General features: G+C 69.1%; 3 protein-coding genes. All 3 read right to left on the minus strand.

The window, feature by feature from the left end:
* Window positions 1-6: 6 nt before the first annotated feature.
* From F1C58_RS15320 to F1C58_RS17045, 3 genes are read right to left on the minus strand one after another with little or no spacing between them, the layout of a single operon-like run.
* The gene (locus F1C58_RS15320) at window positions 7-759 is read right to left on the minus strand and encodes a hypothetical protein (protein WP_185201901.1); all 753 of its coding nucleotides are present in this window, start codon (window positions 757-759) and stop codon (window positions 7-9) included.
* A 3-nt stretch (window positions 760-762) separates the two neighbouring features.
* Complete coding sequence (locus F1C58_RS15325; RefSeq protein WP_185201902.1) at window positions 763-2049, minus strand: adenylosuccinate synthase; 1287 nt, start codon at window positions 2047-2049, stop codon at window positions 763-765.
* A 55-nt stretch (window positions 2050-2104) separates the two neighbouring features.
* Window positions 2105-17995 (minus strand): Ig-like domain-containing protein, encoded by a 15891-nt coding sequence (locus F1C58_RS17045; protein WP_185201903.1) that lies wholly within the window; start codon window positions 17993-17995, stop codon window positions 2105-2107.
* Between the last annotated feature and the right edge of the window lie 231 nt (window positions 17996-18226).

An 18226-nucleotide genomic window follows, 5' to 3' on the forward strand; every position in this document is an offset into this window, starting at 1 on the left:
GGGCCGTCAGCGCACGCGCTGCGAAGCCACCGATGCCAGGAAGCTTCCCCAGCGGCGATAGAGACCCAGATAGCTGAAGGCACCGTCGACGAAATCCGACTTCTCGATGGCGGGCATGGCCACCAGGTGGGTCTTGGGCGAGCGGGCACACGCGGCTTCCGCAATGGCGGAGAACCGCGCGGCGTCGTCGTCGAGGATGCGGCTCAGAGTGCGCCCGACCTGCACGTAGCCCGAGACCCGGGGAATCCTGGTCACCAACACCAGGGCACGGGGCGAGGTATTCTCGGTAAGGAACGCGATCAGGCGCTCGAGCTCGTGACGCCAGAGTCGGACAGAAGAGAAGGAGAGCATGTCCATCGTGCCCGGAGAGAGCACGATGAAGTCGAAGCTGCCCAGTCCGTCGAGCGCGTGGACCGCGGCCGAAGTCGACGCGAGCCGGGGTCGGGCGGTGGCGATGCTCTCCCATTCGACCCCTCGTCCGGTCGCCTTCGCGAGGTTCCTCGCGAACTGGTGTGCGACGCCGAGTTCATAGCTGCGCACGCCGACGGATGAGCCGCTGATCCCTCCCACGACGAGAATATGGAGCACGCGCGGTCCCTCGATCAGCCCATGCGGGTCGTCGTCCGGCACGCCAGCGGCCAGACGCGTCGGCGCGCCGGCCACGTAGTTGAAGGCGATGAGGGGGCGCACCACCCGCAGGCAGGTGCGGAGCACCCGGCGGGCCAGTGGCGGCCGTTCGATCGTCACCGCCTCGGACACCGGTCAGCCCAGGAGGTCGTGCCGAACCACGATCGCCTCGCGGTCGGGACCGACTCCGATGGCAGAAATGCGTGCACCACTCATCTTCTCGACCGCGAGCACATAGTCGCGCGCATTCTTCGGCAGGTCGTCGAATGTGCGGGCGCCGGTGATGTCCTCGGTCCAGCCGGGCAATTCCTCGTAGATCGGCACGGCATGGTGGAAGTCCGACTGCGATACCGGCACCTCGTCGACACGCACGCCGTCGATGTCGTAGGCGACACAGACCGGGATGCGCTCGAGCCCGGTGAGCACATCGAGCTTGGTCAGCACGAAGTCGGTCACCCCGTTGATGCGTGCCGCATACCGCGCGACGGGAGCGTCGTACCATCCACAGCGCCGCGGTCGCCCGGTGGTGGTGCCCCACTCGAAGCCCTTCGAGCGGAGGAACTCGCCGGATTCGTCGTGCAGCTCAGTGGGGAACGGGCCGGAGCCCACCCGGGTCGTGTAGGCCTTCACGACGGCGATGACGCGCTCCAACCGGTTCGGCGCGACGCCGGATCCGGTGGCAGCGCCGCCGCTCGTGGCGTTGGACGAGGTCACGAAGGGGTAGGTGCCGTGATCGACGTCGAGCATGGTGGCTTGGCCGCCCTCGAACAACACAGTCTTCCCGTCATCGAGAGCCTGGTTGAGCACGAGGCTCGTGTCGGCGACCATGGGGCGCAGCCTGTCGACGTAGGAGAGCAGGTCGGCGACGACCTCCTCTGCACCGATAGCGCGCCGGTTGTAGATCTTCACCAGTAGGTGGTTCTTCTGCTCGAGTGCACCCTCCACTTTCTGGCGCAGGATGTTCTCGTCGAACAGGTCCTGGATGCGGATGCCCACGCGGTTGATCTTGTCGGCGTAGGCCGGTCCGATGCCGCGCCCGGTGGTTCCGATCATCCGCTTGCCGAGGAAGCGTTCCGTGACCTTGTCGAGCGTGCGGTGATACTGCGTGATGACGTGGGCGTTCGCGGAGACGAGAAGCCGCGAGACATCCACCCCTCGCGCGGTGAGCGCTTCGAGCTCGTGGAAGAGCACCTCGATGTCGACGACGACACCGTTGGCGATCACCGGGACGACCCCGGGGCTCAGGATGCCGGAGGGCAGCAGGTGCAACGCGTACTTCTCATCACCGACGACCACGGTGTGGCCGGCGTTGTTTCCGCCGTTGAATTTGACGACATAGTCGACACGGGGGCCGAGGAGATCGGTGGCCTTCCCCTTGCCCTCATCGCCCCACTGGGCGCCGATCAAGACAATCGCGGGCATGGCGGATCCTTACGTCAAACGGGGATGAGCCCCAAGTCTACCAATCCGTGCGGTTTCAGGGGTTCGTGCGATTGCGTCGCCCGACGATCACGATCATGACACCGAGCATGAGCAACAGCAGGCCGATGGCCACCATCGACCAGGGGTCCGCCCCGGTGAAGGCGAGGCCCGTGTTGGCGAGACCGATCTTCGTGGAATGGGACTTGGTCGAGCCGGTGAACGCGAGCCCGATGGACGGCGTCACCGTGATCGTGATGGCGGCGGTCGCGGTGCTGCCCGCGGCATCCGTCGTCGTGTAGCTCAGGGTCTCGAGTCCAGACCAGCCGTCGGTGGGCGTGAAGGTGGCGGTTCCGTCGGCGGTGATTGCCATCGTGCCGTGGGTGGACTTCGCGAAGGCCGTGACCGTGAGGCCGGTTCCCACGTCGTTGCCGAGCAGCGCGAAGCTCACGGCCTTGCCGGCGGGGGTCTTCGCCGCATCCGGAGCCGCGGTGGGGCGGATGGTGATGGTGGCGAGGTTCGCTGTGGTGAGGCCGGCCCAGTCGGTGGTGGTGTACTCCATCGTCGCGATACCGGACCAGCCGGTCGGTGGCGTGAACGAAACCGTGCCGTTGCGCTGGATGCTCGCGCGACCGTTGCTCGGGATGCCGATGCTGGTCACCGCAAGGCTCCAGCCGATGTCGTTGCCGTTCAGGTCGATCACGATGGGGGCGTTCGCCGATCCCGTGGCGGTGTCCGGCAGCGAGATCGGCGAGACGAATACCGTGACGAGCGCGGTGCGCAGCACCCCGGCGCCGTCCTGAGCGGTGTAGCTGAAGGTGTCGGTGCCCGAGAAGCCCGCGAGGGGCACGTAGCGGATGCGGCCGTCGACGACACTGGTCGTGCCGTGATCCGGCGTGCCCGGGTCGGTGATCTCGAATCCGGTGCCGACGTCGTTGGCGAGCACGTCGATGTCTACCGGCTGGTCGGCGACGGTGGTTCCGACGTCGCCGGCGGTCGTCGGCGAGACCGCGATGCGCACCGTGGCTGTGGACGTTCCGCCGTCGCCGGCCATCACGTAGGTGAAGACGTCGGCTCCCGAGTAGCCGTCGTTCGGAAGGTAGCTGATGCCGCCGTCGACGATCGTCACGGTGCCGTGCGACGACGGGGAGGCGCTGGTGACGGTGAGGGTGGTGCCGAGGTCGTTGGCGAGAACCGGGACTACCACCGCGATGCCGGTGACGGTGGCATCCACATCACTGACGGCAACGGGGCCGACGGTGACTGTGACCGTGGTGGTGGCGGTGTTGCCCGCGGCATCCCGCACCGTGTAGTCGTAGCCGCCCGTGCCGGAGAAGCCGACTGTCGGCACGAAGTGCACCGAGCCCGAGGCCAGGGTGACGGTGCCGCCAACCGGGTTTGCCACCGAGGTGATTACGAGTGTCGAACCGAGGTCGTTGGCGGTGAGAGCGGATGCGGCGCTCACGAGCTCGATGCCCGCGGAGGTTGCACGGGCGTCGGGAGTGGCGCTCGGGCGTACGGTGACCGCGACCGTCGCGGTCACCGTCTGGCCGGACGCATCCGTCGCCGTGTACGAGAAGCTCGCGTTGCCCGAGAAGCCGGCCGCCGGGGTGAAGGTGACGACGCCGTTCAGCAGTGCGACGGTGCCGTGGGTGGCTGAGGTGACCGCCGTGACGGTGAGCGCGCTTCCCACATCGTTACCGGTGAGCTCGGCGCCGGTGATGGTCGCCGCGGCGCCGGCCGTGGTGGTGAGCGCGTCACCGGCGGCGATCGGTCGCACGGTGACCGTGACCGTGGCGGTAGCGGTATTGCCGGCGGCATCCGTGACGGTGTAGTCGAAGGAGGCCGCCCCGGAGAACCCGGGCGCCGGCGTGAACACCGGGTTGCCGCCGCCGAGCACGACGCTGCCGCCCGCGGCGTTCTGCACCGAGGTCACGGTGAGGGACGAGCCCGCGTCATTGCCGACCAGGGAAGCGCGGGTCACCGTCACCGGCGCACCGGCCAGGGTCGAGGCGGCATCCGCAGCGGCGACCGGAAGCACTGTGACGGTGACCGTCGTCGAGGTGGTGTTGCCCGAGGAGTCGGTGGCCGTGTAGCCGAAGGAGGCCGCACCCGAGAACCCGGCGGTCGGGGTGAACACCGGGTTGCCGGCGTTGAGCGTGACGGCTCCGTGCGACGCGGATCCCACCGAGGTCACGACGAGCGAGCTGCCGGAGTCGTTGGCCAGGAGCGTGGAACCGGGGAGGGTGATCGCCGTGTTGGCGTTGGTGCTGGCGGAGTCGGCGACAGCGAGCGGCAACACCGTGACCGTGACGGTCGCCGTGGAGCTGTTGCCCGCGGAATCCGTGACCGTGTAGGAGAAGCTCGCGGTGCCCGAGAAGCCGGCGGTCGGTGTGAACACCGGGTTGCCCGCGAGATCCAGGGCGACGGCGCCGTTGACCGGGTTGCCGACCGCCGTGAGCGACAGTCCGGAGCCGAGGTCGTCACCGATGAGGCTGGCGGTGGTCACGAGGAGCGGGGCACCGCCTCGTGTGGTCGCGGTGTCTGGCGTGGCGACCGGAAGCACCGTGACCGAGACGGTGGATGTCACGGTGTTGCCGCTGCCGTCGGTGGCGGTGTACGCGAACGAGGCCGGGCCGGAGAAGCCTGCCGCCGGGGTGAAGCGCGGGCTTCCGCCGTTGAGGGTGACGGTGCCACCGACCGCCGACGAGACCGCGGTGATCGTGAGAACGGAGCCGGAGTCGTTGGTGGTGAGGTCGGTCAGCGTGACCGGTGTGCCCGCGGGGGTCGAGGCCTGGTCCGGGGTGGCGGTCGGAAGCACGGTGACGGTGACCGTGGCGGTGGTCTGCTGGCCCGCGGCATCCGTCGCCGTGTAGTCGAAGGTGGCGGTGCCCGAGAAGCCGGAGGCCGGAGTGAACTGCGCGGCGACCGCCGGGCCGGCGAGCAGTGCGACCGATCCGTGGGTCGGGCTGCTCACGTTGGTGAGCTGCAGCGTCGTGCCGGTGTCGTTGGCGAGGAGGGTCGTCGCGCTGAGGGAGACCGGAGTGCCCGCGGTGGTCGAGGCGCTGTCAGCGGTCGCGGTCGGCGTCACGGTGACGTGGACCGTCGCACTGGTCACGCTGTTCGCGCCATCGGTGACGGTGTAGTCGAAGGAGGCCGCCCCGGAGAATCCGGCGGCCGGGGTGAAGCGCGGGTTGCCGCCGTTCAGCGCCACCGAGCCGTTGACCGGGTTGGAGACACCGGTGATCGTGAGTCCGGCACCGGAGTCGTTGGAGAGCAGTACCGCGGCCGGGAAGGTCACCGGGGCGGCGGCCGTGGTGGTGCCGTTGTCGTCCACGGCGCCCGGAGAGACGACGACCGTCACCATCGAGGTGGTGGTGGCGCCGGAGGCATCCGTCGCCGTGTATTGGAAGGATGCGACGCCCGAGAAGCCCGCCGCCGGGGTGAAGCGCGGGTTGCCGCCGTTCAGGGCGACGGAGCCGTTGACTGCGGAGCCGACCGCGGTGACGGTGAGGCCGGTACCGGCATCGTTGGCGGTGAGGATGCTTCCCGTGATCACGAGCGGCACGTCGACGCCGGTGGCGGCGCTGTCGCCGACCGAACTCGGGGTCACGGTGATCGCTACCGTGGCGGTGGCGGTGCGGCCGGAGGCGTCGGTCACGGTATACGTGAAGACTGCGGGTCCCGAGTAGTTGTTGGCCGGAGTGAACGCGGCGTTGCCCGCGGTGAGGCCGACAGTGCCGTGGGTCGCGCCGGAGACCGCGGTGACGGTGAGAGCGGATCCGGAGTCATTGCCCGCGAGGGTGGCACCGGGGATCGTGACCGTGGTGTTCGCCGCGGTGGTGGCGGAATCGGCGGTTGCGGTCGGCCGCACGGTGACGGTGACGGTGGAACCGGTCGTCGAACCGGAGGCGTCGGTGACGGTGTAGTCGAACCCGGCGGTGCCGGAGAAGCCTGCGGCCGGGGTGAAGACCGGGCTGCCTCCGCCGAGGACGACTGTTCCGTTCGTCGGGTTCGCGACGGCGGTGACGGTGAGACCGGTGCCCGCGTCATTGGCGGTGATCGCGCTGCCTGCGATGATCACGGCGGTGTTCGCGGTCGTGCTGGCGGTATCCGTCGCCGCGGTCGGCGTGACAGTGACGGTGACCGTGGCCGAGGTGGTGGCTCCGCTGGAGTCGGTGACGGTGTACAGGTACGACGCCTGGCCGGAGAAGCCGGCGGCCGGAGTGAAGACCGGGTTGCCGGAGTTCAGAGCGACGGTGCCGTGCGAGGGGCTGCCGACCGCGGTGACCGCGAGGCCGGATCCCGCGTCATTGCCGAGCAGGGATGCCCCGGCTGCGGTCACTGCCGTGTTGGCGGTCGTGGTGACGGAGTCGGCCGCGGCCGTCGGACGCACCGTGATCGTCACGGTGCTCGAGACTGTTGCGCCACTGGCGTCGGTGGCCGTGTAGGAGAAGCCGGCCGCGCCGGAGAAGTTGCTCGCCGGGGTGAAGATCGGGCTGCCCGCATTCAACACGACGGAGCCGTTGGTGGCCGAGCCGACCGCCGTGACCGTGAGGACCGAGCCCGCGTCATTGGACGTGAGGGTCGTGAGGGTCACCGGCGTGTTCGCGTTCGTGCTGGCCGCATCCGGCGCGGCGACCGGGAGCACGGTGACGGTGACGGTCGCCGAGGTGGTCTTGCCCGCGGCATCCGTGGCCGTGTAACCGTAGGACGCTTGGCCGGAGAAGCCTGCCGCCGGGGTGAAGATCGCATTGCCCGCGTTCAGCACGACGGAGCCGTTGGTCGCGGATCCGACGGCGGTGACCGTGAGACCGGAGCCCGCGTCGTTACCGACCAGTGCGCTGCTCGTCACGGGGGTGTTCGCCGTGGTGGTGGCCGTGTCGGCCGCGGCGACCGGAAGCACCGTGACCGTGACGGCGGCGACCGCGGTGAGGCCGGATGAATCGGTGGCCGTGTAGGCGAAGCTCGCGCTTCCCGAGAATCCCGTCGCGGGCACGAAGGTGGCGATTCCCGAGGCGAGGGAGACCGTTCCGTGCGTGGGCGCAGACACCGCGGTCACCTGCAGTCCGGACCCGAGGTCGTTGCCGACCAGGTCCGTCGCGGCGACGTCGACGGCGGTGTTCGCGGGGGTAATGGCCGAGTCGTCGACGGCGAGCGGACGCACGGTGACCGTGACGGTCGCGCTGGCGGTCTTGCCGGAGGCATCCGTCGCCGTGTACTGGTAGCTGGCGGCACCGGAGTAGCCGGGCGTCGGCGTGAAGCGCGGGTTGCCGGAGTTAAGAGCGACGGTGCCGTGGCTTCCGTTCGCGACGGCGACGACGGTCATTCCGGTGCCGAGGTCGTTGGAGGTCAGATCCGTGCCGAGGGTGGTGACCGAGGTGTTCGTCACCGTCGAGGTGGCGTCCGCGGTCGCGGTCGGGAGCACGCTGACGGAGACGGTCGCGGTGGAGGTCGCGCCCGCGGCATCCGTCACCGTGTAGTCGAAGGAGGCCGGGCCGGAGTATCCGGCGGCGGGGGTGAAGACCGGGCTGCCGGCCGTCAGGACGACGGTGCCGTGGCTGGCGCCGCCGACGGCCGTGACCGTGAGGCTGGTGCCGCGGTCGTTGCCGGTGAGGGCGGATGCGGCGACGCCGAGCGCGGTGTTGGCGGTGGTGGTCGCGGTGTCGGCGACCGCCTTCGGCAGGACCGTCACGGTGACGGTGGCGGACGAGGAGGTGCCGGTGGAATCGGCGACCGTGTACTGGAAGCTCGCCACACCCGAGAAGTTCGCGGTCGGCACGAATACCGGGTTGCCGCTCGCGTCGAGGGAGACCGTGCCGTTAACCGGGGAGGAGACAGCCGTGAGGTGGAGGCCGGATCCGCTGTCATTGGCCAGCAGGTCCGAGGCCAGGATGGTGGTCGTGACGTCGACCGTGGTGATCGCCGTGTCGTTGCCCGCTCCCGGCGTCACCGTGACGGTGACGGTGGCGGAGCTGGTCGCGCCGGCGGAGTCGGTGGCGGTGTAGACGAAGCTCGCGATGCCCGAGAAGCCGAGGGCCGGGGTGAACCGGGGGCTGCCACCGTTGAGAACGACGGTGCCGTTCACCGGGGACGAGACGCCCGTGACGCTGAGGCTCGAGCCGGCGTCGTTACCGAGCAGGGTCAATCCGAGCAGCGTGACCGGCACATTCACGCCGGTCGTCGTCGAGTCGGCGCCGGCGACGGGGAGCACGGTCACCGATACCGTGGCCGAGGTGGTCTTGCCGCTCGCGTCGGTGGCGGTGTAGTCGAAGGATGCCGCGCCGGAGAAGCCTGCCGCCGGGGTGAAGATCGGGCTGCCCGCATTCAGGGCGACCGTGCCGTGGCTGGCGGATCCCACCGCGGTGACGGTGAGTGCGGTTCCCACGTCGTTGCCGGTGAGGGTCGGGAAGGTGACGGGGGTGTTCGCGGTGGTCGAACCCGCATCCGTTGCCGCGACGGGCAGAACGGTGATCGTGACGGTCGCGGAGCTCGTCTTGCCGCTGCCGTCGGTGGCGGTGTAGCCGAAGGATGCCGTGCCGGAGAAGCCTGCCGCCGGGGTGAAGATCGGGCTGCCCGAGTTCAGCACCACTGTGCCGTTCACCGGGGAGGAGACCGCGGTGACGGTGAGCGCTGATCCCGCATCGTTCGCGGTGAGGGTCGACAGGGTCAGCGGGGTGTTCGCGGTGGTCGAACCGGCATCCGCCGCGGCGACCGGCAGAACCGTGATCGTGACCGTGGCCGAGCTGGACTTGCCGCTGGCGTCGGTGGCCGTGTAGCCGTAGGACGCGGTGCCGGAGAAGTTGTTGGCCGGCGTGAAGACGGGGCTCCCGCCGCCCAGGACGACAGTGCCGTTGGCCGGGGTCGAGACCGCGGTGACCGTGAGGCCGGTGCCCGCGTCGTTCGCCAGCAGATCGGAGCTGACGAGCGGGGTGTTCGCGTTGGTGGTGCGCGCGTCCGCGACGGCGGTCGGGAGCACGGTGATGGTCACCGTTGCCGTGGAGGTCGTGCCGGTGCCATCCGTCGCGGTGTAGAGATACGAGGCGGTGCCGGAGAAGTTGGTGGTCGGGGTGAAGATCGGCGATCCGCCGTTGAGGGCGACGGTACCGTTCGTCGCGGCCGAGACCGCGGTGACGGTGAGCCCGGTGCCGATGTCATTGGCGGTGAGGTCGCCGGTGGTGATCGCGACGTTCGCGGTGGTGGTGCGGGCATCGGCGACCGCTCCCGGCAGCACGGTCACGGTGACCGTCGCCGAGGTGGTCTTGTTGTTGCCATCGGTGGCGGTGTAGACGAAGGTCGCGACGCCGGAGAAGCCCGCGGTCGGGGTGAACGTGGGGTTGCCGCCGGCCAGGGAGACCGTGCCGTGAGTGGCGCTCGAGACGGCTGTGACGGTGAGGCCGGTGCCCGCGTCGTTGGCGACCAGGGTCGATCCGGGCACGGTCACCGCGGTGTTCGCCGCGGTGCTGGTGGAATCGGCGGCGGCGACCGGCAGCACCGTGACGGTGACGGTGGCGCTGCTCGTGCGGTTGGCGGCATCCGTGGCCGTGTAGGAGTAGGAGCCGACAGCGGAGAACCCGGCGGCCGGGGTGAAGATCGGCGCGCCACCGTTCAGGGCGACCGTGCCGTTCACCGGCGCGGAGACGGCGGTGACGCTGAGGCCGGTGCCCGCATCGTTCGCCGCGAGGGTGGAGGAGGTCACCGGCGTGTTGGCGGTCGTGGTGGCGGTGTCAGCGGCGGCGACCGGAAGCACGGTGACGGAGACGGTGGAGGAGGCGGTCTGGCCCGCGGCATCCGTCACCGTGTAACCGAACGATGCGGTGCCGGAGAAGTTGTTCGCCGGTGTGAAGACCGGGCTGCCGTTCGTGAGCACTACAGTGCCGTTGACCGGGGCCGCGACCGCGGTGACGGAGAGCGAGGTTCCGGCGTCATTTGCGGTGAACGTCGAGACGGTGACCGGGGTGTTCGCGTTGGTGCTGGCCGTGTCCGGTGCCGCGATCGGGCGAACGGTGACGGTCACGGTCGCGGAGGTGGTGCCACCGGTGGAGTCGGTGGCGGTGTAGAGGTAGGTGGCGGGACCGGAGTAGTTGGCGTCCGGGGTGAAGACGGCGTTGCCCGCGGTCAGGACGACGGTGCCGTGGCTCGGCGACGAGACCGCAGTGACTGTGAGGCCGGTGCCCGCGTCGTTCGCGACGAGGGCCGAACCGGCGGTCGAGACCGGCGAGTTCGCGTTCGTGGCGACGGCATCTGCGGCAGCGACGGGCACCACGGTGATGCTGACGGTCGCGGAGGTGGACTTGCCGGAGCCATCCGTCGCCGTGTACACGAAGCTGGCCGGGCCCGAGAAGTTGGTCGTGGGGGTGAAGATGGGCGAGCCGGCGTTCAGCGTGACGGCGCCGTTGCTCGCCGTGCCGACCGCGGTGACGGCGAGGCTGGTGCCCGCGTCGTTCGCGACGAGGTTGGACAGCGTGATCGCGGTGTTCGCGTTGGTGGAGCTGGCGTCCTCTGCCGCGATCGGCAGGACGGTGATCGTGACGGTCGCTGTGGTCGACGCTCCGGTGCCGTCTTTCGCCGTGTAGGGGAAGGATCCGGTGCCGGAGAAGCCGGGGCTCGGGGTGAAGATCGGGCTGCCGGCGTTCAGGACGACGGTGCCGTTGGTGGCGGCGCCAACGGCGGTGACGGTGAGACCGGTGCCCAGGTCGTTGCCGGTGAGGGCGGAGAGGGTGATCGCGGTGTTCGCATTCGTGGTCGCCGCGTCGTTGATCGCGGTCGGCAGCACGGTGACCGTGACGGTGGAGGTCGCGACCTGGCCGGACGCGTCGGTCACCGTGTACGCGAACGAGGCTGAGCCCGAGAAGCCTGCCGCCGGGGTGAAGACCGGGTTGCCGCCGGCGTTCAGGACCACAGAGCCGTTGACCGGGCTGCCCACCGCGGTGACGGTGAGGGTGGTGCCGACGTCGTTGCTGGTGAGGGATGCGGCGGGGATGGTGACGGCGGTGTTCGCGGTCGTGGTCTTGGCGTCCGGCGCGGCGGTCGGGGTCACCGAGACGGTGACAGTGGAAGAGACGATCGCCCCGCTGGAGTCGGTGGCCGAGTAGGAGAAGACGGCCGGGCCGGAGTAGCCGGCGGCCGGAGTGAACACCGGGTTGCCGGAGTTGAGCGCGACGGTGCCGTTGCTCACGGCGCCGACGGCCGTGACGGTCAGGCCGGTGCCGGCGTCATTGGCGACGAGCGACGCACCCGGGACGGTGACGGCGGTGCCGGCCGGGGTGGTGGCGACATCGGGGGTCGCGGTCGGAAGCACGGTGATCGTGACTGTCGCGTTGACAGCCTGGCCGGAGGAATCCTTCGCGGTGTACCCGAAGGATGCCGTTCCAGAGAAGCCCGTCGCGGGGGTGAAGATCGGGCTGCCCGCGTTGAGGACTACCGTGCCGTTGGTGGCGGAGCCGACCGCGGTGACGGTGAGGCCGGTGCCGGCGTCGTTCGCGGTGAGGGTCGAGAGGGTGACCGGGGTGTTGGCGGTGGTGGTCTTCGCATCGGCGACCGCGACGGGAAGCACGGTGACCGTGACCGTTGCGGAGCTCGTGCGGTTGGAGGAGTCGGTGGCGGTGTAGAGGAATGACGCGGTGCCGGAGAAGCCGGTCGCCGGGGTGAAGATCGGGCTTCCCCCGTTGAGGACGACCGTGCCGTTCGTGGCGGAACCGACCGCGGTGACGGTGAGGCCGGTTCCGGCGTCGTTCGCGGTGAGGGTCGAGAGCGTCACGGCGGTGTTCGCGGTGGTGGTGCGGGCATCCGCGGCAGCGACCGGCAGCACGGTGACGGTGACGGTGGCGGAGGTGGTCTTGCCGCTGCTGTCGGTGGCCGTGTAGGAGTAGCTGGCGGTGCCGGAGAAGCCGGTGGTCGGAGTGAAGATCGGCGACACACCGTTCAGCACGACGGTGCCGTTGACCGGGGAGGCGACCGCGGTGACGGTGAGGCCGGTTCCGGCGTCGTTCGCGGTGAGGGTCGAGATCGTCACCGCGGTGTTCGCCGCGGTGGTGGCGGAATCGGCGGCGGCGACCGGGAGCACCGTCACCGTGACGGAGGCGGAAGTGGCCTTGCCATTCCCGTCGGTGACCGTGTAGCCGTAGGCGGCGGTGCCGGAGAAGCCCGTCGTCGGGGTGAAGATCGGCGAGCCGCCGTTCAGCACGACAGCGCCGTTCACCGGGGAGGAGACCGCGGTGACGGCCAGTCCGGTACCGAGGTCGTTGCCGGTGAGGTCGGTGGAGGTGACCGGCGTGTTCGCGTTCGTGGTGCGAGCGTCCGAGACGGCGGTCGGGAGCACGGTCACGGTGACCGTGGTGCTGGAGCTTGCGCCCGAGGCATCCGTGACCGTGTAGTCGAAGGTTGCGATGCCGGAGAAGGAAGGCGCCGGGGTGAAGACCGGGTTGCCGGAGACGAGAATGATCGTGCCGTGGGTGGCGTTGGAGACGGCGGTGATGCCGAGCCCGGTGCCACGGTCATTCGCCAGGAGAGCGGATGCCGCGGTGGTGACCGCGGTGTTCGCGTTCGTGGTCGCGACGTCGGCGACGGCCCTCGGCACTACCGTCACGGCGACGGTCGCTGTGCTGGTGCGGTTGGACGAATCGGTCGCCGTGTAGACGAAGGATGCGGCTCCGGAGAAGTTCGCGCTCGGCACGAACACGGGGTTGCCGCTCGCGTTGAGGGACACAGTGCCGTTCACCGGGGAGGAGACGGCGGTGAGGGCGAGGCCCGATCCTGAGTCGTTCGCCAGCAGGGTCGCCGCCGGGATCGTGACTGTCACGTCGACGACGGTGCTCGTGGTGTCGTTGACGGCGCCCGGGGTGACCGTGACGGTCACCGTCGCGCTGGTGCTCTTACCGGCGGCATCGGTGGCGGTGTAGCCGTAAGAGGCGGTTCCAGAGAAGCCGAGGGCCGGAGTGAAGATGGGGTTGCCGCCGTTGAGGGCGACGGTGCCGTTGACCGCGGAACCGACCCCGGTCACCGTCAGGCCGGTGCCGGCGTCGTTACCGACGAGGGTCATGCCGAGGCTCGTGACCGGTACGTTCACGCCGGTCGCTGCAGCATCCGCGGCCGCGACCGGAAGAACTGTGACGGTCACCGTCGCGGAGCTCGTCTTGCCGCTTCCGTCAGTCGCGGTGTAGGAGAAGGATGCGGCGCCGGAGAAGTTGTTCGCGGGGGTGAAGATCGGGGCGCCCCCGTTCAAAGCGACGGTGCCATTCACCGCGCTGCCCACTGTGGTGACGGTCAGCGCCGTGCCCGCATCGTTGCCGGTCAGAGCCGATAACGTCACCGGGGTGTTCGCGTTAGTCGTGCCGGCATCCGGGGCCGCGATCGGGAGGACCGTGACCGTGACGGTCGCCGTGGTCGTGCGGTTCGAGGAGTCGGTGGCCGTGTAGCTGAACGATCCGGTGCCGGAGAAGTTCGCGCTCGGGGTGAAGATCGGCGAGCCGCCGTTCAGGGCGACCGAGCCGTTCGCCGGAGCGGAAACCGCCGTGACCGAGAGGGACGAGCCCGCATCGTTCGCGGTCAGGTTCGCGATCGTGAGCGGGGTGTTCGCGTTCGTGCTGCGAGCGTCCGCGACCGCGACCGGCACCACTGTGACGGTGACCGTGGAGGAGGCGGCCCTGCCCGCCGCATCGGTGACCGTGTAGCCATAGGAGGCTGTGCCGGAGAAGCCGGTCGTCGGCGTGAAGATCGGCGAACCCGAGTTCAGCGCCACGGTGCCGTTCACCGGGGAGGAGACCGCGGTGACGGTGAGACCCGTTCCGGCGTCGTTCGCGGCGAGGGAGGAGCTGGTCACCGGGGTGTTGGCGTTCGTGGTGGCGGTGTCGGCGACGGTGGTCGGAAGCACCGTGACCGCGACAGAGGCCGAAGTGGTCTTGCCCGAGGCATCCGTCGCCGTGTATCCGTACGAGGCGGCTCCGGAGAAGCCGGTCGTCGGCGTGAAGACCGGGCTGCCGCCGTTCAGGGCGACGGTGCCGTTGACCGGGCTGGAGACTGCGGTGACAGTGAGACCCGCGCCTGCGTCGTTGCCGGTGAGGGTCGCCACCGTGACTGCGGTGTTCGCGTTGGTGGTGACCGAGTCGTTCGCCGCGACAGGCAGCACCGTGACGGTCACCGTCGCGGTGGAAGTCTTTCCGGCCCCGTCGGCGACCGTGTAGGCGAAGGATGCCGTGCCGGAGAAGTTGTTCGCGGGGGTGAAGATCGGCGAACCGCCGTTCACCACGACCGTGCCGTTCACCGGGGAAGACACCGTGGTGACGGTGAGGCCGGTGCCCGCGTCGTTAGCGCGCAGGGCCGAGAGCGTGATCGCGGTGTTCGCGTTCGTGGTCGCGGTGTCGGCGGCCGCGACCGGCAGCACGGTGACCGTCACGGTGGCGGAGGTGGTCTTGCCGCTGCCATCCGTCGCGGTGTAGCTGTAGGAAGCCTGACCCGAGAAGCCCGCGGTCGGGGTGAAGACGGGGTTGCCGCCGCCCAAGACGACGGTGCCGTTCACCGGGGCGGAGACGACGGTGACGGTGAGGCCGGTGCCCGCGTCGTTCGCGGTGAGGTTCGTCGACGTGACGGCGGTGTTCGCGGTGGTTGTCGCGGTGTCAGCCGAAGCGATCGGCAGCACCGTGATGGTGACGATGGCCGACGAGGTCTTGCCCGCCGAGTCCGTCGCGTTGTACTGGTAGCTGCCGGTGCCCGAGAATCCGGCGGTCGGGGTGAAGCTCGGGTTTCCGCCGTTGAAGGCGATGGTGCCGTTGACCGCGGCGCTCACCGAGGTGACGGTGAGGCCGGATCCGCCGTCATTCGCGACCAGGGTGGCGCCGGGGATCGTGATCGCGGTGTTCGCATTGGTCGTGCCGCTGTCGTCGACCGCCTTCGGCGTGACCGAGATGGTGAGGATGCTCGAGGAGCTGCCGCCCGCCGCGGTGAGGGTGTAGCTCACCGAATCGGGACCGGAGTAACCGGCGGTCGGGGTGTAGGTGTACGCGCCGGTGGTGGCGGTGAGGGTGAGCGTCCCATGGCTCGGACCGGATGTCACGGCCACGGATTTGCCGGTGCCCAGGTCGTTCGTGAGCAGGTTGCCGGCGGCCGCGGTGTCCACCGGTGTCGAGAGTGTGTCGGCGACGGCAACCGGGGTGACCGTGATCGTCACGGTGGCCACAGCGGTTCCGCCGTCGCCGGTGAGCGTGTAGGTGAAGGAGTCGGTGCCGGAGAAGCCGGCGTTCGGGGTGTAGGTGCCCGTGCCATCCGCTGCGAGCACGACGGTGCCGTTGCTCGGGTTCGTGAGCTTCGCTGCGGACTTGTTGGTGCCCTTGTCGTTTGCGAGCACCGAGAGCGCTGCCGGGGTGCCGGCGGCGGTCGTGTAGGCGTCGTTGACGGCAAGCGGCGTGACCGTGATGGTCGCGGTCGCGGTCGATGTGCCGCCATCGGCCGTGAGGGTGTAGGTGAAGGAGTCGGTGCCCGTAAAGTTCGCATTCGGCGTGTAGGTGTACGCCCCGGGCGCGGAGAGAGTGAGCGTGCCGTTGGTCACGGTGGTGCCGAGCGCGACGGACTTGTTGGAGCCGTTGTCATTGATGGTGACATTGCCCGAGACAGCGGTGTTGACTCCGGTGGTGATGGTGTCGTTGACCGCGGTGGGCTTGACCGCGATCGACACGGTGGCCGTGGCGGTGCCACCATCGGCGGTGAGCGTGTAGGTGAAGACATCCGCGCCGGAGAAGGTTCCGGTGGGGGTGTAGGTGTACGCCCCGGTCGTGGGGTCGAGCACGACGGTGCCGTGGGTGGGTGCGGTGGTCACCGCGACCGATCGGTTTGTGCCGTGGTCGTTGGTGAGTACGTTTCCGGAGACGGCCACCGTCGACGTGGTGGTCGCCGAGTCGTTCGCCGCCGTCGGTGTGACGAGGATGCTGACGGTGGCGGTGGCCGATCCCCCGGTGCCGCTCAGCGTGTAGGTGAAGGTGTCGGTGCCGGTGAATTCCGCGTTCGGCACGTAGGAGCCCGTGCCATTGCTCGCGATCGTCACGGTTCCGTGGGCCGGATCGGTGAGCTTCGTCGCCGTGATGCTCGTGCCCTTGTCGTTGGCGAGCACGCTCACCGGCACGGCGGTGTTGACCGGGGTCGTGTACGAGTCGTTCACGGCGAGCGGGGTGACGGTGATGTTGACGGTCGCGGTGGAGGTGCCGCCGGTGGCCGTCTGCGTGTAGGTGAAGGAGTCGGTGCCGGAGTATCCGCTCGCCGGCGTGTAGGTGACGGTGCCGTTCGGCGCGAAGTTGAGCGTGCCGTGGGTCGGGTTCGTCGCGACCGCTGCGGTCTCGCTCGCCCCCGGGTCGTTGGCGAGCACGTTGATTGTCGCGGGGGTGTTGGTGGATGTCGCGATCGTGTCGTTGTACGCCTTCGGGGGCACGGTGACGGTGACGGTCGCGGTCGCGACCTGGCCGTACTGGTCCGTCACGGTGTAGGTGAAGCTGTCGGTGCCGGAGAAATTGGCCGCCGGGGAGTACGTCACGGTGTTTCCGACACCGGTGCCGGTGACGACGGCGATGCCGTTGGCGGGGGTGGACACCGCGGTCACGGAGAGTCCCGTGCCGGTGTCGTTGGCGAGCACGCCGATGTTCACCGGTGTCGCGGTGGTGGTGACCGCGGCCGGGTAGGTAGTGGATGCTGTGTCGTTGACGGCCTTGATGGCGGTTGGAGCGACTGTGGTCGTTACGCTCGCCGTGTTGTTCGAGAGGTCGGTGTCGGCTTCGTTGCCGGTGACCTTCGCGGTGTTCTTGAGGGTGGCGAATCCATTGGGAGCCGTGGCCTTCACGGTGATAACGACACTCGCACCGACGGCGAGCGCCCCGCTCGTACAGTCGAGATTCGATCCCGCGATGGTGCAGTTCGCGTTCGTGGACGTGGCCGTCACCGCGGAGATGCCGGTCGGCAGGGCGTCCTGAACGACGAAGCCGGAGCTGAGCCCGGGGCCCGCATTGTTGACGGTGATGGTCCAGGTGACCTGCGTCGAGACGAGCACGGCGGCCGGGCCGGTCTTCGTGATCGAGAGGTTGGCGGGAAGGCTCAGGCAGTTCGTCGCGTCACTGCGCGCGTTCGCGGGGGTGGTGATCGCCGTTCCGACGAGAGCGAGAGTCGGTGCCGCCGAGGTGGGGTTGGTCACAGCGACCTGGTACATCGTCGCGGCTGTCGAGATGAAGGCGAGGTTGCCGTTGTTCATCGCGAACACCGAGCCGTACCCGTTCACGGGGATGATCGTGGACGAGATCGTCGTGACATTTCCGGAGAAATCGATGCGGTAGAAGTTGTTGTTCGTGTTGTAGTCGTGGCCCCAGAGGTAGCCGTCCTTGACCGCGAGGTCGGCGAATCGGATGTTCGGGATCGTGATCGTCGTGCGGGTGAGGGCGGCGCCGGTGGCGAGGTTGGCGATCTTGTAGATCGCGGTGGTGCCCGCGTTTCCGTTGGCGACATAGTAGTTGCCGGCGCTGTCGAAGGTGCCGCTGTCCCACAGCGAGCTCGGCGCGGTGCCGAGAGCCGGGGAGGCGGCGAAGGTGGCCACGATGTTGCCGGTGCTGTCGATCCGCACGATCGAGCCGTTGATCAGCGTGCCGTAGAGGAAGTTGTCGACGGGGTTGAAGGCGAGGGCGTTGTAGTTGGTGGTCGCGGTGCCTTGATTCGGGCCGAAGGCGGTGAAGGTGGAGCTGCCATTCGAGTTGTAGGTGCCCTTGTAGAGCTGGGTGCTCGTGCCCGAACTGGGGCCGTACTGGGCGAAGAAGGTGGGAACGACGCAGTCGAACTTGAGTCCGGCGCCGTCGGCGACCGCAGCCTGCGGTGTGGTGACGACCTCGGAGACGACGGTGATTCCGAAGACGGCGATGCTGAGCGCAAGGGTCGCCGCAAGGAAGCGGGTGAGGAGCGCTGAACTTCGGGTCGCGATAGTCACGGGACTATGCCTTTCGGGTATTCCCCGACACGGGTGAGGCGTCGAGCAGAATCCACCTCCCTGGGCGGGGAAGCGAACAATTCGGGTGTGCTGCGGGCAGAGCGCGGCAGAGAGTCGGCCGACGTCACAGTCGGCCAGATAGCCCCCAACCACCCCCGAGCCTATTGACGCCGCCGCGCCGCGACACTCCCCAATGCGGGTGTCGTGTAATAACTTGCACAGTCTTGTGCA

This window comes from Glaciihabitans sp. INWT7, assembly GCF_014217685.1.
Lineage (GTDB): Bacteria > Actinomycetota > Actinomycetes > Actinomycetales > Microbacteriaceae > Lacisediminihabitans.